Source organism: Halomonas sp. OfavH-34-E, from assembly GCF_024124525.1.
GTDB lineage: Bacteria > Pseudomonadota > Gammaproteobacteria > Pseudomonadales > Halomonadaceae > Halomonas > Halomonas litopenaei.
Window position 1 is genome coordinate 1 of the sequence record NZ_JAMXRY010000021.1, and the last position, 23,275, is coordinate 23,275.

Consider the following 23,275-nt stretch of genomic DNA (forward strand, 5'->3'; position numbering starts at 1 on the left):
CTGGGGCCTGCGTGGAACAGGTTCTTGCCCATGGCCTCGAGCACCGGACGGGCCTGCTCGTAGGCGTCGGCGTCGCCACCGACGATAAAGGTCAGGGTGCCGGCCTTGGCGCCCCCGATGCCGCCGGTCAGCATCAGATCCTGAATCACGTCCTGGCGCAGCGCGGCGGCGGTGACGCTGACCGCCATATCCGACATCAACCCCCACTCGATCTCCGGCAGCGCCAGCGTCGCCTCCGGGTGAACGATACGCAGATCGGCACCCAGCGCCATCTGCAGGCCGGCGCCAAAGACGTGACCATGCAGCGCCGCGACCACCGGCGCCCCCAGGTCACGCCAGCCAAGCGCCAGGCGCTGGGCCGGATTGACCCCACTGGCGTCCGGCGTCAGCAGCCAGGCCACGCGCTCGGGGCTTGCCACCACCGAGGCCACGTCCAGTCCCGAGCAGAAGCTCTCGCCCTCACCGGTAAGCACCACCGCGCGCAGGCCCACCCGTTCGCCCAGCCAGCGCTGGACCTCGAGCAAGGCGTCGATCATCGGCGGATCCATGGCGTTGTGGCGATCGGGCCGCTCGAGATGTACCCGTGCCACATGGTCGATCAGGGAGACGCTCAAGCGGTCATGAAAACTGCGCTGGGTGGATGAGGACATGGAAGCTCCGTCGATAAGGTGGCCGGTCAGGTGATCGATAAAGGGGCGAAACTGTGCAAGCGGGAACTTCAACTTGGCACCTGACGCCGCTCGATACAACACCTGACGTTGTCCCGGATACGACAACGCCGCCCGCAGGCGGCGTTGTCGTGGGTCAGGAGGGACTGGAGGATCAGCCCAGCCACACCCGGGCATTGCGGAACAGCCTGAGCCAGGCGCCGTCCTGGCTCCACTCGGCCGGCCGCCAGGAGTTGGTGACGGCACGCACCACCCGCTCCGGGTGGGGCATCATGATCGTCACCCGGCCATCCGGCGTGGTCAGGCCGGTGATACCGGAGGGCGAGCCGTTGGGGTTGGCCGGGTAGCGGGTGGTGCACTGGCCGTGGTTGTCGATATAGCGCAGGGCCACCTGGCCCGTGCCCTGCATGCTGCGCAGGTGGGCGCTATCGCGAAACTCGGCGCGGCCCTCGCCATGGGCCACGGCGATGGGCAGGCGCGAGCCTTCCATGCCGGCCAGCAGGATCGACGGGGTCTTCTCCACCTGCACCATGGCCACTCGGGCCTCGAACTGCTCGGACTCGTTACGCACGAAGCGCGGCCAGTTCTCGGCGCCGGGGATCAGCTCCTTGAGCTGGGACAGCATCTGGCAGCCGTTGCACACGCCGAGGGCGAAGCTATCGTCGCGCGCGAAGAAGTCGGCGAACTGCTCGCGGGCGCGAGGGTTGAACAGCACCGACTTGGCCCAGCCACCACCGGCGCCGAGCACGTCGCCGTAGGAGAAGCCACCACAGGCGGCCAGCCCCTTGAACTCGTCGAGGCCGACACGTCCCTCAAGCAGGTCGCTCATGTGCACGTCGACCGCCTCGAATCCGGCCTTGTCGAAGGCCCAGGCCATCTCCAGGTGACCATTGACGCCCTGCTCGCGCAGGATGGCGGCACGCGGACGTGCGCTGTTGACGAAGGGCGCGCTGATGTCCTCGTCGACGTCGAAGGTCGGGCTGGCACTCAGACCCGGGTCACGGGTGTCGAGCAGGTTGTCGAACTCGTTCTTGGCGCACTCGGGGTTGTCGCGCAGGGCCTGCAGGCGGTAGCTGGTCTCGCTCCAGGTGCGCTGGGTCAGCTGCCGGGTGGTCTCCAGCAACGGCTCCTCGAAAAGGGTCACGCGGATCTGGTCGTCGTAGCGCGGACGGGCGATGACGCCGCAGGTCTCGATACCGGCGGCGGCGAACTGGGCCAGCACCTCTTCGGTGTGCTCACGGCTGACTTGGATGACCGCCCCCAACTCCTCGCTGAACAGCGCGTCCACCGCCTCGGCGGCCTCGTCGATCAACCAGTCGAGCTTGATCTCGAGCCCGGCGCGGCCGGCGAAGGCCATCTCCAGCAGGGTGACGATCAGGCCACCGTCGCTGCGGTCGTGGTAGGCCAGCAGTCGACCGTCGGCGTTGAGCCCCTGGATGACGCTGAAGAACGCCTTGAGGTCCTCGGCGTCGTCCAGGTCCGGGCAGTCGTTGCCGACCTGACCGTAGACCTGGGCCAGGGCGGAGCCACCCAGACGATTCTTGCCGGCGCCCAGGTCGATCAGCAGCAGGTCGCTTTCGTCCTGGTCGAGGCGAATCTGCGGGGTCAGTGTCTTCATGGCGTCGGTGACCGGAGCGAAGCCGGTGATCGCCAGGGTCAGCGGCGAGGTCACCGCCTTCTGCTCACCGTCCTGCTCCCAGGCGGTGCGCATGGACATGGAGTCCTTGCCCACCGGCACCGCGATGCCCAGCGCCGGGCACAGCTCCATGCCGACGGCGTGCACGGCGTCATACAGCGCCTGGTTCTCGCCTTCATGGTCCGCCGCGCTCATCCAGTTGGCCGACATCTTGATGTCGCCAAGCTGGGCGATCGGAGCAGCGGCCAGGTTGGTGATCGACTCGGCCACTGCCAGGCGCGCGCTGGCGGCGGGGTCGATCAGCGCCACCGGCGACCGCTCGCCCATGGCCATGGCCTCACCGGCGTGGGTATCGAAGCTTGCCGTGGTCACCGCCACGTCGGCCACCGGCACCTGCCAGGGACCGACCATCTGGTCACGCGCGACCTGGCCGGTGATCGAGCGGTCGCCAATGGTGATCAGGAAGCTCTTGGAGGCCACGGTGGGCAGACGCAGCACGCGATCCAGCGCCTCGCGCAGGTCCAGGTTGTCGAGCATCACACCCGGCAGTTCCAGCGGGGCACGCTCGAATTCACGCTGCATCTTGGGTGGCTTGCCGAACAGCACGCTCATCGGCAGGTCCACCGGGCGGGTGTCGAAGTGGCCGTCCACCACCGCCAGGTGGTGTTCTGCGGTGGCCTCGCCGACCACCGCGTAAGGGCAGCGTTCGCGCCGGCACAGGGCGTCGAAGGTCTCGAGATCCGCAGGTGCCACCGCCAGCACGTAGCGCTCCTGGGCCTCGTTGCACCAGATCTCCAGCGGGCTCATGCCGGGCTCGGCGTTGGGCACCTCGCGCAGGCTGAACAGACCACCACGATCGCCGTCCTTGACCAGTTCCGGCAAGGCGTTGGACAGACCACCGGCGCCTACGTCATGGATAAAGCAGATGGGGTTGTCGTCACCCAGCGCCCAGCAGCGGTCGATGACCTCCTGGGCACGCCGCTCGATCTCGGGGTTGTCGCGCTGAACAGAAGCGAAGTCGAGATCGAAGCTCGACGAGCCGGAGGCCATCGACGACGCTGCACCGCCGCCGAGCCCGATCAACATCGCCGGGCCACCCATCACGATCAGCTTGCCGCCCACCGGGATCTCGCCCTTGGCCACGTGCTGCTCGCGGATGTTGCCGTAGCCGCCGGCGATCATGATCGGCTTGTGGTAGCCGCGACGCTCGATGCCGCTGGCACCGACGGCGTCCTGCTCGTAGGTACGGAAGTAGCCGGTGAGGTTGGGACGGCCAAATTCGTTGTTGAAGGCGGCGCCGCCGATGGGGCCCTCGAGCATGATCTCCAGGGCGTTGACGATGCGCTCGGGCTTGCCGTAGTCGAACGCCTCCCAGGGCTGCACGAACTCGGGGATACGCAGGTTGGACACGGTAAAGCCGGTCAGCCCCGCCTTGGGCTTGCCGCCGACGCCGGTGGCGCCTTCGTCGCGGATCTCGCCGCCGGCACCGGTGGCCGCGCCGGGATGAGGCGCGATGGCGGTCGGGTGGTTGTGGGTCTCGACCTTGGTCAGGATGTGGATCGGCTCCACTTCCCCGCCGTAGCTGGCGCGCTCACCGTCACGCCCGGTCAGCGGGGTGGCGAAGAAGCGACGCGCCTCGCTGCCCTTGATCACCGCAGCGTTGTCGCTGTAGGCCGACAGGATGCCGTCCGGCGAGGCCTCGAAGGTGTTCTTGATCATCTTGAACAGCGAGTGGCTCTGGGCCTCGCCGTCGATGACCCAGTCGGCGTTGAAGATCTTGTGGCGGCAGTGCTCGGAGTTGGCCTGGGCGAACATCATCAGCTCGACGTCGCTGGGGTTGCGGCCCAGCTCGACAAACGCCTCGACCAGGTAGTCGATCTCGTCCTCGGCCAGGGCGAGTCCCAGCTCGCGATTGGCGACCTCAAGCGCTGTACGGCCGCCCTCGAGCACGTCCACCTGGCCCAGCGGCGCCGGCTCATGGTGGGCGAACAGGGTGGCGGCGTCGGAGCTGTCTCGCAGCACCGTCTCGGTCATGCGGTCGTGCAGGCCGGCGACAATGGCGTCGAAGTGGGCTTCCTTCAGCGTACCGCGCACCTTGATGCGATAGAGGATGCCGCGCTCCAGGCGGTTGATCTGGGTCAAACCGCAGTTGTGGGCAATGTCGGTAGCCTTGGATGACCAGGGAGACTGGGTGCCGATACGTGGCACCACCAGCAACGCAAGCCCCTCCACATCGCTATCCTGCTGTGCCGGCCCGTAGTCGAGCAGGCGCTCGAGCAGGCTCAGTTCGGTGGCATCGAGCTCCCGCTCCAGATCGGCAAAGTGCACATACTCGGCGTGCAGCGCCTCGATCTCGGGGACGGACACACGCAGTTGAGCCAGCAGCTTGGCGTGACGGAAGGTGGACAGGGCGGGCGCTCCGCGCAGTTCGAGCATATCCAGGAGCCTCTGAAGATCAGCGATAAAAGAAGGGGGCCGCGGCGGGCGAGACGGCATATGATACTGGAAACCGACGGGTGCGAGAAATCGATGCGGATGACAGCGCCCCGTGGGCTGGGTAAGGTGGGCGCTCCACCATGAGCGATTTTGCCCCGATGAAGGACGGTTTCCGTCATGCGCGGCGCCTGCGCATCCTTGCCGCCAGTGGCCTGGGCCTGCTGTGGGCGCTCTGGCCAACACCGCCCGGCCCCTCCTCAAGCGCTGCCCTGGAGCGAGTACTGGCACGTGATTTCATCACCGTGCACACCCGCAATACCCCCTTTACCTACTACGAGGGGCGCCAGGGACCTACCGGCTTCGAGTACGAACTGATGCGTCGCTTCGCCGACCGCCTCGGGGTCAGCCTGAACCTGAGCGATGACCACCATGTGCAGAGCGTGCTCGACGCGGTGCGCCACCAGGGCGACCTCGGCGCGGCCGCCCTGCCGCTGGACCCGCTGGCGGAAGGCCTGGTGTTTTCCCGCCCGATCCTGTCGATGCAGCCGATGGTGGTGTATCGCCGAGGACTGCAGCCGCCCAAGGCGCTCGATGACCTCAAGGACTGGAACATCGGCATCGCCAAGGGCACCGGCATCAGCCGCGTCATGCACGAATTGCAGCGCGAGCACCCTCGCCTCAGCTGGAAGGAAGCGGAAGACCTGGAGATCGCTTCGCTGCTCAGGCGCATCGAGGATGGCGAGCTGGACGCCGCGGTGGTGTACGCCCACCAGTTCCGCCTCAATCGTCTGTTCTTCCCCGAAGTGGAAGACGGCTTCGACATCGGCGAGCCGGTGACCATGGCCTGGGCCTTCTCCGGGAAAGACGGTCTGGCGCTGATCGAACGCGCCAATACGTTCTTCGACGAGCTTCGCGCAGACGGTGAACTCGACCGCCTCACCGCCCGCTACTTCGGTCATGACGACTATCTCGAGTACGTTGGCGCCCGGGTCTTCATCAACCACGTCAACAAGCGCCTGCCCCGCTTTGATGCCCTGTTTCGAGAGGCCGCCCGCGCGCAGCACTTCGACTGGAAGCTGCTGGCAGCGGTGGGTTATCAAGAGTCCCACTGGGACCCGGAGGCGACGTCGCCCACCGGGGTGCGTGGGCTGATGATGCTGACCAACGCCACCGCCGAGGAAGTCGGAGTATCGAACCGGCTGGACCCGGCCCAGAGCATCGAGGGCGGCGCACGCTATCTGCGCAGCGTCGAACAGCGATTGCCCGAGTCGATCACCGGTGAGGACCGCCTCTACATGGCGCTCGCGGCCTACAACGTGGGCCTCGGCCATCTGTATGACGCCCGTGACATCGCCCGGATGCGGGGTGGCAACCCGGATCTGTGGCGTGATGTGCGTGAGGCGCTGCCCCTGTTGCAGGAAAGCCAGTGGCACAGCAAGACACGCCACGGCTACGCAAGGGGTGGCGAACCGGTCATCTATGTGCAGAATATTCGCCGCTATCTCGAGATCCTCGACTACGTCGATCGCAGCCAGCAGCAGTTCCACCAGCTGAATGCCCGCCTGCCCGATCAAGCCGACGCCGAGATCTTCGAACTCGTGCCCCCCATGCCCTAGGACACCTTGCCTTCATGTCTCGAATTGCCCTGTCCATGACGCTGCTGGTCATCCTGCTGGCCACGGCAGGACTGATCGTCGATCCCTCGATGATCCAGGATCAGAGCCACAGCGCCAGCTGGACCCTGCTGCTGCTGACCGGCATCGGCCAGGCGATGTGGTACTGGCGTGGGGTGAGGATGTCGGTCGTGTGTCTGTTGCCGGTGCTGGCGATCCTGCTGCTGGGCCTGGCCAGCTACCTGCTGCCCGAAGCCCTGATCTCTTACGTCACGCTCGACCAATGGGCATCGCGGCTACCCGGGGTCCAGGGCCTCGACGATCTTCGACCGCCCTTGATGGAGCTGCTCATCCTGCTGGCGCTGACTGGCGGGCTGCTGGGACGCACCCGGGCGAGCCTGGCCGCCCCGCTGCTGCAGGCGCTGGCGGCGCTGTTACTGGTCACCGAAGCGCTGCTGGTGATCACCGACGAGATCCGCTCGCCGCAGAACCTGGCAGGCACCCCCGCCAGCATGCTGTTGCTGGCGCTGTTGCTGGTCGCCCAGTTCGTCGGCGTGGTCTCGGGGTGGCGCCACACCCGGATCAGCATCCTGCGCAGCCTGATTCCCTCGCTCGCCCTGGTGCTGGTCAGTCTGTTCGTCTGGAACCAGCAACGTGTGTACGTGGACCAGCAGCTTCAAGACGAGCTGCAGGGCGAATCGGATCGTCTGGCGACTCAGCTTGGCGCCGAGATAACGGCCCACCTGGAGGCAGTGAGACGTTTCGCCAGCTTCTGGAGCCTGCTGGAAGAGGCCCCCAGCGCCGAAGAGTGGGAGCGCCAGGCCGCCTTTTACCACCAGGACTTCAGCTACTTTCTCAACATCGCCTATATCGAAGCCGACGGTACCATCCGCCTTGTCCACCCACGCGATGACAGCAACCGGGCGATCATCGGCATCAATGCACTAGACGTGGACCGCCCCTACGTCGACGCACTGGCGAAGGCACTTTCCGACAACCAGGAGGGCCACACCGGCGTCGTGCCACTGCTGCAGGGGATGCCCGGCATGATCTACTACCTGCCGATCACCTCCCCCGACCAGCAGCGCGTCACCGGCGCTGCGGCCATGGTGCTCAGCCTCCCGGTGCTGGCCGACAAGCTCTACGCCGAGACCCTGCTGGACCGTGAGCATATCCGCATGCGCTTCGCCGTGGACGGTGACACCATTCGCGACTGGCCGACCAGCGAGTCGCCAGGCCCATGGACCATGCTGAGCCTGCTTGCCCTCGACGAACAAGAGCTGACCGTCGCCTTGAACGCCTCCACCGGCTACCTGCTAGGTCTGCGTTCGCGCCAGCCGGTGGCCAGTCTCAGCATCGGGCTGCTGCTGGCTTACCTGCTGTACATGGTGGTATTCGGCCACCACCGCATGTCGGTACAACACTCGTCGATGTACCGCTCCAACGAGGAGCTGCGCCGAGAGGTCCGCCATCGTACCGAACTGCAGCGTGAGGTGGAGTGGCTTGCCGGCCACGACGAGCTGACGCTGCTGCCCAACCGCCGCCTGTTCATGTCGACGTTGCGAGAACAGCAGGAGTGCCGCCCGCTGAGCGTTCTTCTGTGTGACATCGATCACTTCAAGAGCATCAATGACCAGCTCGGCCACCAGGCGGGGGACGAGGCGCTTCGTCGCTTCGCCCGAGTGGGACGCCTGGCGATGCCCGAAGGGGTGGTGCTGGCCCGTTACGGCGGCGAGGAATTCGTGGCCCTGCTGACCGGGGTGGCCGCGGACGAGGCCGTCGAGATCGCCGAATCCCTGCGCCAGAGCGTGATGAACTGCGGCGTTGAGCATGCCGATGGGCGCCCCATGACGGTGAGCATCGGCATCGCCAGCCACGGCGCCGGCGACCTGATCGCCGAAGACCTGCTCCACCGCGCGGACCTGGCACTTTATCGGGCCAAGCGACAGGGGCGAAATCGCATCGAGGTTTGTGGATCACCTGCCTGAGCGCGGCCTCGCGCGGATCTGGCGCGCTGACTTGATACACCAGGAGCCAACCAGACACCCACCCGCCCTCTCGATGTCCTTGATCTACATCAGGAAAGGCATGGTTCCGCGCCCACTTGGCCGCATTTTCCAGCACAATCCCCCTAACGTCTATTCTTCTCGCTGATCGGTTCGGCGAGATATTTCGCTGACCACAACGTCCAACAACCGCCAGCTCCTCGCCTGGAAAGTGGGTACATGCTACGTCTAAGAATCCCGCTGACGCTGTTGTCCCTGGCACTGTACATTGCGGGGCTCTGCGCCAGCCTCGCCGGCTATACCGCCTCGACCACCTTGCCCACCCTGGTACTGGGCGGCTTGATCGGTCTTGCTCAACTGGCCTGGTACCGCCAGCGGCTGGGCTTGAGTCTGACGCTGGTGGTGGCGGTGTTGGCCGCTCTGCTGATCGGCGTGGCCGGCGATATCCTGCCCCAGGGCTGGCTGTCTCTGGCGACTTTCGATCCACCAGCGCCGCTCGATACTGGCCACCCACGCCTTTCCTGGCAGTGGCCGGGGTTGGCCGACAGCCTGCTGCTGGCGTGCCTGGCCTTGAGTCTTGCCCTGCGCACCCGTGCCAGCCTGGGCACCCCCTTGCTCCACGCCATCGCCGTCCTGCTGTGGGGGAGTCTGGCCTACCAGGTGGCGGCGCCCGAGACACTGCCGCCGCTGGCGCCACCCGCAGGCCCCTGGGCGCTGGCGGGCAGCGGGCTGCTGTTGCTGACCCAGTTCCTGGCGGTGGTGACCGGCTGGCGCCATAACCAGGCGAGCCTGTTGCGCGCCCTGGGCCCCGGTCTTCTGATTGCCACGGCAACGGTTCTGCTGTGGTGCCAGCAGGACAGCGAGGCCAATCGACAGCTATTCGAACGTGCCCAGCGGGAGACCGATCGCCTGTCGGCAACGATGACAGACCGCATCGACGACACCCTTCGAGCCATGCATCGCTTCCATCTGGTCTGGGAGATCGATCAACGCCTGCCCTCGGCATCGATGTGGCGCCACGAAGCCCAGAGCTTTATGAACGACTTCCCGGAACTGCCCCTGCTGGCCCTGATCGATCCCTCCGGACGGGTCCAGCACCTCTATCCCGACGACAACTGGCACCAGGCCTACCCGGGCATGCGCTTGCTGGATGGAGCCCTCGACCAGCCACTGATGGAAGTGCTGCAGCAGAGCTTTCACCAGCGCGACGCGGTGTCATCGGATATCCTGCCACTGCCCGATGGGGGCTGGGGCATCATCCACTTTCTGCCGATCCACACGGTTGATGGTGGGCGGCTGCTGGGTTCGGTCGCCATGGTCTTCAGCCTCGACGCCTTAGCTTCCAATCTCCTGCCCGCGCTCGCCGATATACCGGACGCCATGACGCTGACATTGAAAGACGGCGACAGCACCCTATGGCGGGTACCGACGTCAGCGGCTAATTCGCCCTGGAGGCTCGTCAGCGACGTTCGTCTGCTGTCCCATACCCTGAGCCTGGAGCTCAGCCCCAACCGCCGTTTGCTGGAGCACCTGAAGCTGCACTATCCGAGTTCAACGCTGTGCACCGGCCTGATCATGGCTCTGCTGCTCTACCTGCTGTTGTTCAGCCGCCATCAGCAGCGCCAGCAGCACCGCCAGATTGCCGATACCAATCTCGAACTACGCCGAGAGATGCGGCGTCGTTCACGCCTGCAGAAAAACATCGAATGGCTGGCAGGACACGACGACCTCACGGGCCTGGCCAATCGACGCACCTTTCTCGCCAGCCTGCCGACGAACGCCGGACAGAACCCTCTCAGTCTGCTGTTATGTGACCTCGACCATTTCAAGCGCATCAACGACCAACAAGGCCATCAAGCCGGAGACCAGGCACTCAAGCGCTTCGCCGCCTGCGCGCAGAAACTGCTTCCACAGGGTGGCGTGCTGGCCCGCTACGGCGGCGAGGAATTCGTGGTCTATCTGCCACAGGGCGATATCGCCTGGGTACATGCCTGGGCAGAACACCTGAGGCGAGAGGTGCAGGCCTGCGGCGTACAACACGAAGACGGCAGTCCCATGACGGTATGTATCGGCCTGATCACCCAGACCGACGGCCCCGTTGTGCCAAGGGACTTGCTGCATCGAGCGGATATGGCGCTGTATCGTGCCAAGCGGCTGGGCCGCAATCGGGTGGAGATCGCCGAGGCGAAGCCCGCTGCCGAGCCCAGCGAGGCCACAGAGCCCAGCGGTCTGTTGCACTCCTGACTCAGGTCAATCCCACTGGCGCGAGGCGGCGCACTTCTTCCTGAGCCTCGATCAACGCCTGGGTAAGCTGGTCGTAGCGCGGCCAGTCAGGCCGCGAGCCGCCAGGGTTGGAACGCCTGAATGTGGTACACCTCGACACCCGTTGTTCGTCACTACCGGCTATTGAGCCAAGGGCTGACCCTGCTCGCCCTGGTGCTGGCAGTCGCCTCCCTCACTGTGCTCGATACTCGGGTAGCGTCTCTGCCGGCGAATCAGACGACCCTGGCGCTGGCCCTTATCGTCGCCATCGGTCAATGGCGATGGACACGCAAGGGGGTCTTCACCAGTGCCCTGGTGCTATGGCCACTGTGTCTGTGCCTGGTCACTCTGCTATTCGGCACCTGTGCACCGGAAGACTGGCTGTCACTGGAGCGCCTGTCCGAACCCTTCCGTTGGCTGACGACACCTTCGACTCTGCTGGACTGGCGCCCGCCGCTGGTCGAACTGGTCGTGCTGACGCTGCTGACCCTGGGGATACTGGCGCGCACGCGCTCGAGCCTGGGCGTCCCCTTGCTCCACATGTCCTGCTTGCTGCTGTTGCTGCTGGACCAGACACCACTGCATCACTGGCTGCCTTCAGCGGCACTGCTGCACGCCCACTCGCTCACCGTCACCGCCGTCCTCGGCCTGTTGCTGGCCGGCCAGTGGGTGGGCGTGGTAAGCGGCTGGCGTCCCACCCGCGACAGCCTCAGGCGTGGGCTTTGGCCTTCGACACTTCTGGTCGTGATGACCCTGGCACTTTGGCAGTACCTGGAGATTCAGGCCGATGGCGAACTGCAATATCTAGGACAGCGCGAAGGCCGTGCCATGGAGGAACGCCTGGCTAGCGAATTCAATGACTTTCGACACTCCCTGCAACATTTGCAGGTTTTCCTCGAACAATCGCCGCTCCCGCCCTCTACCGAACGCTGGCAGCACCTGACGCGACCTCTTCGCGACCACTTTCCCTACCTTGCGACGCTGCGCTACGTCGAAGTGACCGGCGGCAATGTGCGAAGCCCCGCGACCACAGTCGTCCCCAGGCCCACTGATATGCCTCAACCTGCCGCGGTGCCCCCCCCGGAGGCCCAGATCACTACCCTCGCCATCGACGCTCCTGCACCGACGATGAAGATCACGCTCTCGCTACCGATTCGCCGTCCCGGTGGAAAGCTGCTCGGGCACTTGGCAGCGACCTTGTCACTGTCAGCCATGGCCGAGAATATGTATACGCATCCCCCCTCGGGGGCGGGGAGCCTGCAGGTCCGACTTACCTACCACAACCGTCTGATCAAGGAATGGCCCATGGAGGGGCATCCGGCCTCGTGGACAGTATCCGTTCCCCTCGACGCCATTCCCCTGCATCGACCCGACAATAAGGCGGCGACAGTCGACACAGCCTATCTACCGCTCGAGCTGACCTTGCGCCCCGATACCCGATTGCTGACGCGCCTGCGCAGCCGTCTTCCGGCTGTCACCCTGATGCTGGGTCTGCTGTTCAGCCAGTTCCTCTATCTGACATTGTTCAGCCAGCACCAGATGGCCTCCCAGCATCGTGCGCTTGCACGCTCCAACGGAGACCTTCGCCGCGAGGTCCGCACTCGCCATCGCCTGCAGCAGCAACTCAGCTGGCTCGCCGACCACGACGAACTCACCGGTCTGCCGAACCGACGTCACCTTCAGGCCACCGCCCAGACCTGGCGGGCGCGCTTGCCCCTGAGCGTTATTCTTGTCGACATCGACCACTTCAAGCGCATCAACGACTGCCTCGGCCATGCCGAAGGCGACAGAGTGCTCAAGGCGGTAGGTCGACTTGCACAGGAGACCCTGGGGGATGACGGCCTGCTGGGGCGCTACGGCGGGGAAGAGTTTCTGGTGATCATTCCCGAAGGACGGCTAGCCGAAGCCAGCGCTGTGGCCGAGCGTCTGCGGCGTGCCGTCCGACAGGCACCGCTGGCTCATCACGACGGCACGCCACTGACCATCAGCCTGGGGGTGGCATGCCAGGACCAGGCACCGCTAGATCTGGCACGCCTGATACAGCAGGCGGACCAGGCGCTCTATACAGCGAAGCACCAGGGACGCGACCGGGTCGAGCTTTTCGTGGATACCGTCGACGGCGCATCGGACCTGGACACACCGCCCTTCACCGCCTGAACGAGGCTCGAGGCCTGCAACGGGAGTCTTGAGTACCCTGTCTGCACCGCCGACGTTGCCTCAGTGCTTTGCGCTTCGGCAAAGGCTCATCGGCGCTCGGCAAAAAACGTCTTGAGCAGGCGAGAGGCTCGGCTCGCCAGCACCCCACCTTCGACCTCCACCTGGTGGAAGTGCCAGGGCTGGGCGAACAGGTTGGCTCGGGACTCGACCATGCCGGAACGAGGCTCCGCGGCACCGTAGACCAGACGCCGGATCCTGGCGTGGATGATGGCACCAGAGCACATCATGCAGGGTTCCAGCGTCACGTACAGCGTGCAGCCCTCGAGCCGATAGTTCGACAGGCTCACCCCGGCGTCCCTGAGCGCCTGAACCTCGGCATGGGCGCTGGGATCATGGCTCGCCACGGGGCCATTGGCGCCGCGTCCGATGATCTCTCCGGCCGCGTCCACCACCACCGCACCGACCGGCACCTCTCCTGCCTGGGCCGCCCGCTCGGCCAGTTCCAGCGCTCGATGCATGTAAAATTCGTCACTGCGCAAGGTGTTGCACTCCCGTACACTGAGCCCAGGCAAATGCTGAACCATTGTCGCGGGCACGGCAATCGCCACCGTGTCACCGCCATCGACTAGCCGGGCTACCCCGGCGCAAGGAGGATACGCGAATGTCGGACGCCTTGAAGGGTCTGGTAGACCTGCTGGGCCTGGAAATGCTGGAAGAGAACCTGTTTCGTGGACGCAGCCAGGACCTGGGGCTTCCCCAGTTGTTCGGCGGCCAGGTACTGGGCCAGGCGCTGTCGGCGGCCACCCAGACCGTCGCGGCGGAGCGTCAGGTGCACTCGCTGCACGGCTACTTCCTGCGTCCCGGCGACGCCGCCATGCCGGTGGTCTATCAGGTCGACCGCGTTCGTGACGGTGGCAGCTTCACCACCCGCCGCATCACCGCGATCCAGAAGGGCCGTCCGATCTTCTTCTGCAGCGCTTCCTTCCATGGCCAGGAACACAGCCTGAGCCACCAGGCCAGCATGCCCGCCCTCGAAGCAACAGAGCCCGGCGACAGCGACGAGATCCTGCGCTTCCCCGGCCACCCGATCGAATTTCGCCATGTGGAAGACACCGCCGAGGACGGCGCGCCCGCGCGCAAGCGGTTGTGGTTCCGGCTCAATGGCGAGCTGCCCGATGACCCCGCTCTGCATCGCTACCTGCTCGCCTACAGCTCGGATTTCAACCTGCTGACCACCGCCCTGGTGCCCCATGGCATCCGTTTCGGCGACCCCAAGCTGCAGATCGCCAGCCTCGACCACTCGCTGTGGTTTCACCAGGACGTGGCCGTCAACGACTGGCTGCTGTACGACATGGACAGCCCCTGGGCCGGCGGCGCCAGAGGCCTGGCTCGAGGCAGCATCTACAATCGAAAAGGCGAACTGGTGGCCTCCAGCGCCCAGGAAGGCCTGACGCGCCTTAGGGAAACAAAGGGTTAGCACACGCGGGGCCAGCCAGAGACGGTAACAACCCCGCCAGAGCGGCGGGCGGCAGGCCAGGTGTGCTCGAGAAGGCGACGGCAAGCCGGTGTAGCTCAGCAGGTAGAGCAACGCATTCGGGAGGCAGAGGTCGTAGGTTCGAATCCTGCTACTCCGACCAAGAATTTAGTAGAATCAGGCTCTTGCGAACATTCACGCAGGAGCCTTTTTCGTTTCTGAAGCCCCAATCTCTTCCAGGTGTCAATTAGGTGTCAGCACGCACAACCTCGTGATCGGATGATACCCCACCCTTCCCGGCGCCTCACTACGAAAAGACCCACTTTCGACCCATTGCATGTGCAAGTGACTTACCGCTTGTCGCCCACGCACATCGTCACACTGTCAGATTTTCCGTGCCACGTGGCCCTGACGGTGCTTGCTCAACCAACAGGCGTCCCCTCCCCTGCCTAAGAGCCGCTTACAAGGCTATCTGAAGACCGCTAGAGAACCGACAAGGCCAAGCCTTGGCTTGAGAATAGAAGCGCTTACGAGGGCTCTCAGAAAGCCAGAGACAGACCCACAGTGAAGAGAACCGGGATATTTCTAGTAGGGGGTACGGGAGCCGATGGGGGCTGTTCAAGAACACTGGGACGTTTTGAGATTTTGTAGCCCCCTTTTTTGCGGAGAATTCGAAGTGAAGTGCTCCAAATTTTCTCTGGATACCCTACAATACCAAGCCATAGTCCTCATAATGCATACATCTACATTTCAAGCATACTGAAAAACTATCAAAAAACATATAGAACTCATACCCTCCCCGATGAAACACTTCGATGTTTCGACATCCACCTGATAGTCATCATCTCATTTTCGTGGATAAACCCTGCCACCTCAAGCTTCTTTGCTAAAAAGTTAATAGTCGGCTCATAGAACGAAACAACATCATTCTCCCTATCAATATTATTTAGCAAAGTCAGCTGCATAGATAATTTTGTAATGGTTTCTGCTAGCGCTGTTAACGAGGACATAGTCTGGTGAATTTCATGCTCATACTTATGCTTTCCGATTGGGAAGCCAGGTTTGGCCAATGAAGACAAGACCTCGTCTTTTGTGAAAGTTAGAAAAAAATATAATTCTCTATTCCTCAGCTCTCCGTTTTCAATATAAAAAACTCTTTCTCGATAAAGCCTCTCGATTCTTCCTTCAAGTATCTGAACCGTTTTATAAATATCACTTTTTTACTCTCATCCTGAAAGTGCTTTACCTGCTTCTCCGCCGCACGCCTCGATAGCGCTAGCTCTTCTCGCGTAGCTTCAAGTTCTTTACGCTGAAGTCCGATAGTAACCAATAGAGCAGCTAGAGCAAGAAAGCTTAAAACAGGGTTCAAGACCCCTCCAAAAAATCACCAAAGGTACCCCAACGCTCATGCTCCGCCGAAAGAACACCATAAAATTTTGCAAAGTATAACACCAAAACTAATAACATTGAAAAAACTGCTACCGAGAGCATAGCACTAAGAAAAACTGGCCCGCCTTGGGGCAGTGACAATAGCTTACGAAAAGACATCGACTTCTTGCTACTCCTTATATGAATTCTTTTCACTTCCGCCTCAAAAGTCTCAATTAAAGAAAATTTCCTATTTATCTTAAACTTTCAATCGCTCTTTGTACTGTAGAAGTCCCACATCCCGCAAGCTCAGCCGTCTTCCTGATACTGAAGCCCTTCTCTCTTAACTCTCTGATCCTCTGGTGCAACGCCTCGTTCACAGGACGGCCCCTGTAGGCTCCCATCTCCTTGGCTTTCTCTATTCCCTCAGCCTGTCGCCCACGCCTGTCGTCGTAGTCCTTGCGAGCGACCGCAGCCAGCATATCAAGAAGCATAGCGTTTACTGCATCCAACATTCGTCCCGTGAAGTCGTCGCTGGCGCTGATCGTCATGGCCGTGTGGCTGGTGGGCAGGTCGAGGGCTACCACACGAAGTCCTGAACCTTGAATAACACCCTTCAACTTCTCCCAGTCTCCTTTGGTGAGACGTGTCAGACGATCAACCTGCTCGATGAGAAGAACATCCCCAGGCTGGGCATCGTCAATCAGCCGTACAAGCTCAGTACGGTCAGCCTTGGTGCCGCTGGCGTTCTCTATGTACCAGGAAGCGACCCTGACACCCTTGGTATCGCAGAAGGCTTCCAGAGCTTCACGGGCACGACTGGCGTTTTGGTCATCGGAGGAAGCTCGAAGATAAGCGCGGATGAAAGTCACTTTGAACACTCCATGTTCATTAGGATGTGTTCATTATTTGCGTACTCGTTTGGGTTGTAAATCAGTATTTATGAATACGAATACGGGCCTCTCTAGCCCGTGCTCTCTCAGGTATACTCTATTGATCACAGAAAATCATGAGTACGTGCGGATGCATGAATGAACTAGGCCGAGCATCACCCTCACCCTGTTTGAAATATGCGGGATAAAGCCAACATGTAATCCACGCTCAAAACAAGCCCATGGGGCACAGAAGAACGTTGACGGACAAGACTGCTTGATGATAGCGAGAAAGGGAGGCATCTGCGTTTAAACGGTATGGGTTATCATCGCCTTTGGCCTAAAGATAAAGGGATTGTAAATATGACTGAACTTTTGAAGCTATGTCTGGTAACAAGCATGCCCTTCGTGTTCATATTATCCATGGTTTGGTTCTACGATATACGCGCAAAGATAAGAGGGTGGGACTTTGAGAAGGAGAAGCGGGAAGAACATGACAAAAATCTGGCGATGAAACTATGCCAAGGCTGGGACGCCGAAATTATCGATAGGAAGAGTGGTCAGAAGCTGTAGTCTCATACCCAAATTGATCACATATCACACTGGCATCTTGTCGATAAGTGGCGTTCAAGCTTAGCCGCACTCAGAATGAACCATACCCGCCCGTGCTTTCGCCCTGCCCGCTAACACGCTGAAACAAACCTCACCATGTCCAGCCTGGAGATCGCGGAACTGGTGGAGTCTCGTCATGACAACGTAAGCGGACTGTTGAGCGGCTTGCTGGACGAGGTATTGCAGAAGGGTATCAAGAGCAAGCGCTGTATGAGTGTTGGCTTCAGAGAGGGTTGAGCTTGACTGCATCTCAATTGAGATACAAACTCAAAAGTCCACATCCAGGAGGCAACGGCGATGGCCCGCACAACGATGCTGCATGTCCGAGTGGACGAAGATCTGAAGGCAGAAGCCACTGAAACTCTTGCGAAAATGGGTCTTACGGTGTCGGAGGCTGTACGGATTCTCCTGACACGGGTTAGCGCCGAAGGAGGGCTGCCAGCGGGACTCACCAGTGACCCCCAGGCACATGATGCTTGGTTTCGCATGAAGGTACAGGAGGCGCTGGCTGATACACGCCAGGGCATCCCACACGATGATGCAATGCGCCATATCCAGGCCATTATAGAGAGCAAGCGCAATGGTGAAGATTGAGTGGTCAATCTTGGCGCTTGAAGACGCATCAGGGATTGTTGAATACATTTCTGAAGACAACCCTGATGCGGCTCTAAAACTCTTCCATCATATAAAGGACAAGGTAGGTCGTCTCCCTGACCATCCAAAGCTGTATAAACCAGGAAGGGAGCCTGGAACACGCGAGATGGTTGTCACAGATAACTACATCGTTGTTTACCGAGAGTCTGAAGCATTGATTACCATCTTGCGGGTGCTGCATGCTGCGCAAAAATGGCCTTAGAATCGCAAAAGGAATAGTATTTAAACGCAGCAGTAAACTTTTAAACAAACCTCAACATGTCCAGCCGAGAGATTGCAGAGCTGACGGGGAAGCGACACAACGATGTGATGCGGGACATCCGCAACATGTTTGATCAGCTTGATGCCGACTCAGCGCAGTTCTGCGCTCAGTACCGGGACAGCACCGGACCTTTCCTTCCGTGCTTCGCTCGACCGCTACCACACCGAAGTCCTCGTCACTGGCTACAACGTGAAGCGTATGGCAGCCGTCATCAAGCGCTGGATGGACTTGGAAACTGGTGCAGCTAAACCCGTAGCAGTGCTACTGGGCAAGATCAGTTCGAGGCCGTGATGCCCGGTGGTCCGCCCGAACGTCATCCGGTCAGCATGGCCAGGTAGTCCTTGAGCACCACGGCGTTGTTGTGGGTCTCATCCTTCGAGGAAAACACCAGGGTGACCTTGTGCTGCTGGCTGCGCTCGGCCAGGGGTCTGAGCGTTTCCCGCTGCTCCTTCAGCTCAGCCAGATAGCGCTGACGAAACTCGCCCCAGCCCAGTGCTTCGCTGTGAAAGGCCTTGCGCAGGTCATCACTGGGAGCGGCCTCCTTGATCCATTCATCGATACGCGCCTCGTCCTTGGCGATCCCCCGCGGCCAGAGCCTGTCCACCAGCACCCGATAGCCGTCGTTGTCGGCGGGCGCATCGTAGGCCCGCTTGAGCTGAATCGTCATCGTGCCTCCACGTCCGAGAATGTGCTCCATCCTTAACAGACGCATGGCCCGGCCGTCACCCCGTGTGGCTTTGGCAGTCGCAGCCGATGCCGATGCCAATGAGACAATCAGACCAGGCGCCAGCGTCCGACTATTCGAGGCGTTCGAGAATGGTGCAGGAGCAATCCCGCTCCCCCACCTCGTCGATCAGTACCCGATAGCGCGGCAGACGTATGTCGTCACCGTCACCTTCGACCAGGGCCGAGGTATCGATGATCTCGGCGGTGTTACCCGAGGACAACTGGTCCTCGGCTACCACGACCAGATCACGGGCAATCAGCAGGGTGTCGCCAATGTGCATGGGGGCTTCCTCTTGATGGCTCTTTTCTCTTGATGGGGAGCGGCCACGCCCAAGGGCGAAGCCATCTACCGACATTGGCTGGCGCCTGATCATCCCAGTGCTGGCGTGCGCTCGCGCGCCGCCAGGTGCTCGGGCCGTGGGGACTTGGCGCCGAAGGGAGTGACCAGGCGGTTGTCGACGCTGTTGTAGACGAAGAACAGGTTGGAGCGCGGCCACGGTGACAGGTTGCTGTTGGACGCATGCAGCGCGTTGCAGTCGAACAGCAGAATCGACCCGGCCGGCCCCTTGGGCGCCTCGATGCCCTGCTTTTCGATGATCGGTCCCAGCTGCTCTCGGGTGGGTACGCCGATGTGCTGCGCCTTGAGCGAGGTCTCCCAGTTCTGGTCCGGGGTGCGTCCCACGGTGGGAACAAACTGGCGATGGGACCCCGGTACCAGCATCAGCGGTCCGTTGAACTCGCCGTTGTCGGTGAGCATCAGCGAGACACTCAGCGCGCGCATGCCGGGCATGCCGTCTTCTGCGTGCCAGGTCTCGAAGTCCGAGTGCCAATCGAAGCCACTGCCCTGAAAGCCGGCCTTGTCGTTGATCCGCGACTGGTGCACGTAGACACCGCCCCCGAGCAGCTGCTCGACGATCTTCAGAAGCCGCGGCGAGCGGGTCAGGCGATCGAAGCGCTCGGACAATTCGTGCATGCCGAACACCGAACGAATGGCGCCAGAGACAGGATCGGTGATGACCTTGTCGCTGCCGGTCAGCTCGGGATCGCGCTCCATGGCGCTTAGCTCATCGAAGAAGGGCTCAATGTCGTCGGCCTCGAAGAAGCTGTCGAACCAGAGAAAGCCACGTTCTTCGAATGCGGCCAGCTCCTGCTCGTCGAGCGGCCCGGCCTGGCGCTGCTCGGGCGTCGCATGGACGACCGGGCAATGGCGGGCGATATTGCCCATTGGCGCGTCGAGGCGTGTGGGATAGCCATCATCCGAACGGATCGACAGTTGGTTGGGTGCGTAAGTCATGACTCCGCCTCCGTAACGATTCCAGAATGGATCGCCGTGACCGGAGACGCTGTGCCTTGACCGACCTCGGCGATGGACCCCCATCCTGGGCGTGTATCTACCGCGCCGACATAACCTGAGTTAACGTAAACCCCTAATACGCATTCTCCATCGAGCCTGTCGTGCAAGGAGCCTTGCCGTGTCGAACCGGGACAGCTGCATCGTCAAGCATTTTCGCCACTATCACCCGCTCAGCGATGGCGATCGCCAGCTGCTGGGCGCGCTCGAGAAGTCACCGCTGGAGGTCAAGGCCGGCGATAGCCTTTGGGAAGAACGCGATCCTGCCCAGGACTTCTTCACCCTGAGCCAGGGCTGGGCCTTCTCCTACCGGCAGCTGGAAGATGGCGCGCGCCAGATCCTGGAGGTCTACCTCCCCGGCGACGTGATCGGGCTACGCGAATACGCCTTTCATCAGCGGCTTACCGGCGTCCAGATGATCGAGGACGGCACCATCTGCCGCTTCCCCCACGCCCGTCTGACCGACATCTTTCAACAGTCGACCACCCTGACCTCGATCCTCTTCGCCATGGCCAGCCGCCAGCAGGTGCTGCTGACCGAGCGCCTGGTCAATCTGTCGCGACGCAGCGCCAGACAGAAGCTGGCTCACTTCATCATGGAAATGTACGAGCGCCTGGCCAAGACCGCCGGCCGGCAGGAAGACCACAGCATCCGTCTGCCACTGTCCCAGGAAATGCTGGCCGACGTGCTGGGGCTGAGTCCTGTGCACGTCAGTCGCACCTTCAGCGCACTCGACGAGGAGGGCCTGCTGCACCGAAACCGTCATCGTCTGCTGCTGCCTGATCCGGCCGCCCTGGCCGATGCCGGCCAGTTCGACGAACGCTACCTGGCTGACAGCGTATTCGCGGCCAACGACGCGGTGGGCTAGGGCTTGTCTGAAAAGTGTCTGCGCTCGGTAATACGGCGTTAAAAATCGGCTGGTGCGCCAGCCCGGTCAAAATGCTCATTTACACCCCGTAAACTGGGCTTTCTCACCGATTTTTGCCTTGTCTAACCTTCGCTCGTCGACTTTTCGGACAGCGCCTAGGACTGGCCCATCACCGGGGAATCACCAGACGCTGCATGCAATTTCGACCAAAAGTCTAACTTCGCCCAGCCATAAAACTCTCTACTCTTACGATTGTATGCAATGTAAGAGATTTCCTCGTGACTCCGACCACCCCGCTCGAAGCCAGCGGTGCCCGCACGGCCACCGCCCAGGTCCATGAAGCCATCAAGCAACGCATCCTCGACGGCGTCTATCGACCGCTCGAATTCGTGCGTGAGGCGGCGGTTGCCCGGGAACTCGAGGTCAGCCGTACCCCGGTCCGCGAGGCGCTGCGGGAGCTGGTCTCCGAGGGCTGGCTCGAGGCCATCCCCCATCAGGGCGCCAGGGTGGCCGAGTGGACCGAAAAGGACGCTCGTGAAGTGTTCGAACTGCGCCTGGTACTCGAACCCATGGCGGTCGGACTCGCCTGCCGACACATCGACGCTGACACCCTCGCCCATCTGGACGACCTGGCCTCGCGCATGGAGACCCTGACCGAGAGCCCCCTCGATGGTGCGGGCCACAGCGAACTGGCCTCGCTCAACCACGAGTTTCACCGCCTGTTGATCCAGGCCAGCGACAACCAGCGTCTGGCCCAGATCCTCGAGAGCGTGGTGCGTACCTCGATCATCCGACGCAATTTCGCCAGCTACGACCGTTCGGCGCTCAAGCGCAGCATGCAGCACCACCGCGAGATGCTGATCGCCATCGGCGCCGGCAACGCCGCCTGGGCGGAGAACGTGATGCGCGCCCATCTGCTGGCCGCGCGGGTATTGCACGTGACCGTCGACACCTCGACCGCGACCTCATCGCCCCCGTGATCCTCCCGACGCGGCCCTTTTTTGCGTTTCACCCTTCATCTTCCACCTTCGACCTCTGACCACGGACCTCCAACATGAACGAGCTTATCGCCTCACTCCCGCTGGACGACCTCAAGGTGCTCGAACTCGGCCAGCTTATCGCCGGGCCCACCTGCGGCCAGGTACTGGCCGACTTCGGCGCCCAGGTGGTCAAGATCGAGCCACCGGGCAAGGGCGACGCCATGCGCCAATGGGGCCAGACCGACGAGAGCGGCGAACCGCTGTGGTGGAACGTGATCGCCCGCAACAAGCAATCGCTGACCCTCGATCTGCGCAAGCCAGAGGGCCAGGACCTGCTGCGGCGACTGACGGCCAAGGCCGACGTGCTGATCGAAAACTTCCGCCCCGGCACCATGGAGCGCTGGGGCCTGGACTACCAGAGCCTGTCGGCCGACAACCCGGGGCTGATCATGGTGCGGGTCACCGGCTTCGGCCAGGACGGTCCCTACGCGTCGCGTGCCGGCTTCGCGGCGGTGTGCGAAGCCATGGGTGGGCTGCGCTACATCAGCGGCTACCCGGACCGCCCCCCGGTCAGGGTGGGAATTTCGCTGGGCGACACCCTGGCCGGGGTCCAGGGCGCCATGGGCGCGTTGCTGGCGCTGCATCAGCGCGAGAAGACCGGGCGTGGCCAGGTGGTGGACAGCGCCATCTTCGAGGCGGTGATGGCGATGATGGAGAGCCTGATTCCCGACTACGCCCGGGCCGGCAAGATCCGTGAGCGCGCAGGCAGTTTCCTGCCCAAGATCGCCCCATCCAACGCCTATCCCGCCAGGGACGGCCGGGACGTCATCATCGGCGCCAATCAGGACACCGTCTTCCGCCGGCTGTGCGAGGCCATGGGCCAGCCCACCCTGGCCGATCACCCAGACTATGCCGACCATCGTGCGCGCGGCGAGAACCAGCAGGCCATCGACGAGCTGATCGCCGCCTGGACCGCCCACCACGATGCCCAGCATATCGTCGACCTGCTGGCCGACGCCGGTGTCCCGGCGGGCCTGGTGTACACCGCCAAGGACATGCTCGAAGACGAACACATCAAGGAGCGCGGCTCCATCGTCGAGGTGCCGGACCGCCACGGCAAGCCGCTGCCGATGCAGAACGTCTTTCCGCGGCTGTCGCAGACGCCTGGCAAGGTACGCCAGGTCGGTCCGGCCCTGGGCGAACACACCGAGGCGGTGCTCGGCGACTGGCTGGAACTCGACCACAACAGCATCGACGCCTTGCGCAAGGACAGCGTGATCTAGCACCGCCAACCAGCGACCACTCTGCCGACAACAACAACCTAGAGGCT

General features: G+C 62.4%; 18 protein-coding genes. 11 read left to right on the forward strand and 7 right to left on the reverse strand.

Going from position 1 to position 23,275, the window contains the following annotated elements:
• Together NH448_RS10745 and purL are read right to left on the reverse strand one after the other, a co-directional pair.
• Nucleotides 1-650, reverse strand: a 650-nt coding sequence (locus NH448_RS10745) for an enoyl-CoA hydratase-related protein (RefSeq protein ID WP_253028765.1), incomplete at its 3' end; no start/stop codon positions are given.
• Nucleotides 651-822: 172 nt separating this feature from the next.
• The gene (purL, locus tag NH448_RS10750) at nucleotides 823-4,740 is read right to left on the reverse strand and encodes a phosphoribosylformylglycinamidine synthase (protein ID WP_045991990.1); all 3,918 of its coding nucleotides are present in this window, start codon (nucleotides 4,738-4,740) and stop codon (nucleotides 823-825) included.
• 140 nt (nucleotides 4,741-4,880) lie between these two features.
• Here purL and mltF point away from each other — a divergent pair, with 140 nt between their 5' ends.
• The 4 genes from mltF (at nucleotide 4,881) to NH448_RS10770 (ending at nucleotide 12,778) form a co-directional block, all read left to right on the forward strand.
• Entirely contained in the window at nucleotides 4,881-6,356 is a 1,476-nt protein-coding gene (mltF, locus tag NH448_RS10755) for a membrane-bound lytic murein transglycosylase MltF (RefSeq protein ID WP_045991989.1), read from the forward strand.
• 14 nt (nucleotides 6,357-6,370) lie between these two features.
• Nucleotides 6,371-8,341 carry a diguanylate cyclase gene (locus NH448_RS10760; protein WP_253028766.1) on the forward strand — a complete coding sequence of 657 codons (1,971 nt, stop codon included), beginning with the start codon at nucleotides 6,371-6,373 and terminating at the stop codon, nucleotides 8,339-8,341.
• A gap of 237 nt (nucleotides 8,342-8,578) precedes the next feature.
• Nucleotides 8,579-10,603: a sensor domain-containing diguanylate cyclase gene (locus NH448_RS10765; protein ID WP_052704288.1), complete on the forward strand. Its 2,025-nt coding sequence runs from the start codon at nucleotides 8,579-8,581 to the stop codon at nucleotides 10,601-10,603.
• 120 nt (nucleotides 10,604-10,723) lie between these two features.
• The gene (locus NH448_RS10770; RefSeq protein ID WP_083970291.1) at nucleotides 10,724-12,778 is read left to right on the forward strand and encodes a diguanylate cyclase; all 2,055 of its coding nucleotides are present in this window, start codon (nucleotides 10,724-10,726) and stop codon (nucleotides 12,776-12,778) included.
• An 86-nt stretch (nucleotides 12,779-12,864) separates the two neighbouring features.
• Here the strand turns inward: NH448_RS10770 and tadA are convergent, their stop codons facing one another.
• Nucleotides 12,865-13,317 carry a tRNA adenosine(34) deaminase TadA gene (gene tadA / locus NH448_RS10775; protein WP_045991988.1) on the reverse strand — a complete coding sequence of 151 codons (453 nt, stop codon included), beginning with the start codon at nucleotides 13,315-13,317 and terminating at the stop codon, nucleotides 12,865-12,867.
• 122 nt (nucleotides 13,318-13,439) lie between these two features.
• Here tadA and NH448_RS10780 point away from each other — a divergent pair, with 122 nt between their 5' ends.
• Nucleotides 13,440-14,255: an acyl-CoA thioesterase II gene (locus tag NH448_RS10780; protein ID WP_045991987.1), complete on the forward strand. Its 816-nt coding sequence runs from the start codon at nucleotides 13,440-13,442 to the stop codon at nucleotides 14,253-14,255.
• A gap of 1,619 nt (nucleotides 14,256-15,874) precedes the next feature.
• Here the strand turns inward: NH448_RS10780 and NH448_RS10785 are convergent.
• Complete coding sequence (locus NH448_RS10785) at nucleotides 15,875-16,501, reverse strand: recombinase family protein (protein ID WP_239452521.1); 627 nt, start codon at nucleotides 16,499-16,501, stop codon at nucleotides 15,875-15,877.
• 900 nt (nucleotides 16,502-17,401) lie between these two features.
• Here NH448_RS10785 and NH448_RS10790 point away from each other — a divergent pair.
• The 3 genes from NH448_RS10790 to NH448_RS23665 are packed head-to-tail and all read left to right on the forward strand — an operon-like array spanning nucleotide 17,402 to nucleotide 18,268.
• Nucleotides 17,402-17,698 carry a type II toxin-antitoxin system RelB/DinJ family antitoxin gene (locus NH448_RS10790; protein ID WP_045991985.1) on the forward strand — a complete coding sequence of 99 codons (297 nt, stop codon included), beginning with the start codon at nucleotides 17,402-17,404 and terminating at the stop codon, nucleotides 17,696-17,698.
• Nucleotides 17,685-17,960: a type II toxin-antitoxin system RelE/ParE family toxin gene (locus NH448_RS10795; RefSeq protein WP_083970289.1), complete on the forward strand. Its 276-nt coding sequence runs from the start codon at nucleotides 17,685-17,687 to the stop codon at nucleotides 17,958-17,960. The genes NH448_RS10790 and NH448_RS10795 overlap by 14 nt, the downstream gene beginning before the upstream one ends.
• A gap of 56 nt (nucleotides 17,961-18,016) precedes the next feature.
• A complete protein-coding gene (locus tag NH448_RS23665) occupies nucleotides 18,017-18,268 on the forward strand; it encodes a Rha family transcriptional regulator (RefSeq protein WP_083970288.1) in 252 nt (83 codons plus the stop codon).
• Between the two features lie 65 nt (nucleotides 18,269-18,333).
• Here NH448_RS23665 and NH448_RS10800 read toward each other — a convergent pair whose 3' ends face one another.
• The 3 genes from NH448_RS10800 to thpD form a co-directional block, all read right to left on the reverse strand.
• Nucleotides 18,334-18,687: a DUF488 family protein gene (locus NH448_RS10800; RefSeq protein ID WP_045991984.1), complete on the reverse strand. Its 354-nt coding sequence runs from the start codon at nucleotides 18,685-18,687 to the stop codon at nucleotides 18,334-18,336.
• 130 nt (nucleotides 18,688-18,817) lie between these two features.
• On the reverse strand, nucleotides 18,818-19,027 hold the full coding sequence (locus tag NH448_RS10805) for a hypothetical protein (RefSeq protein WP_045991983.1): 210 nt from the start codon (nucleotides 19,025-19,027) through the stop codon (nucleotides 18,818-18,820).
• Between the two features lie 89 nt (nucleotides 19,028-19,116).
• The gene (gene thpD, locus NH448_RS10810; RefSeq protein ID WP_045991982.1) at nucleotides 19,117-20,040 is read right to left on the reverse strand and encodes an ectoine hydroxylase; all 924 of its coding nucleotides are present in this window, start codon (nucleotides 20,038-20,040) and stop codon (nucleotides 19,117-19,119) included.
• Nucleotides 20,041-20,218: 178 nt separating this feature from the next.
• Between thpD and NH448_RS10815 the strand changes: the two genes are divergently transcribed.
• The 3 genes from NH448_RS10815 (at nucleotide 20,219) to NH448_RS10825 (ending at nucleotide 23,228) form a co-directional block, all read left to right on the forward strand.
• A complete protein-coding gene (locus NH448_RS10815) occupies nucleotides 20,219-20,965 on the forward strand; it encodes a Crp/Fnr family transcriptional regulator (RefSeq protein WP_045991981.1) in 747 nt (248 codons plus the stop codon).
• A 278-nt stretch (nucleotides 20,966-21,243) separates the two neighbouring features.
• Nucleotides 21,244-21,945, forward strand: a complete 702-nt coding sequence (locus tag NH448_RS23670) for a GntR family transcriptional regulator (protein ID WP_253028767.1) — start codon at nucleotides 21,244-21,246, stop codon at nucleotides 21,943-21,945.
• 74 nt (nucleotides 21,946-22,019) lie between these two features.
• Nucleotides 22,020-23,228, forward strand: coding sequence for a CoA transferase (locus NH448_RS10825; protein WP_253028768.1), 1,209 nt, complete (start codon nucleotides 22,020-22,022; stop codon nucleotides 23,226-23,228).
• Nucleotides 23,229-23,275 lie beyond the last annotated feature (47 nt).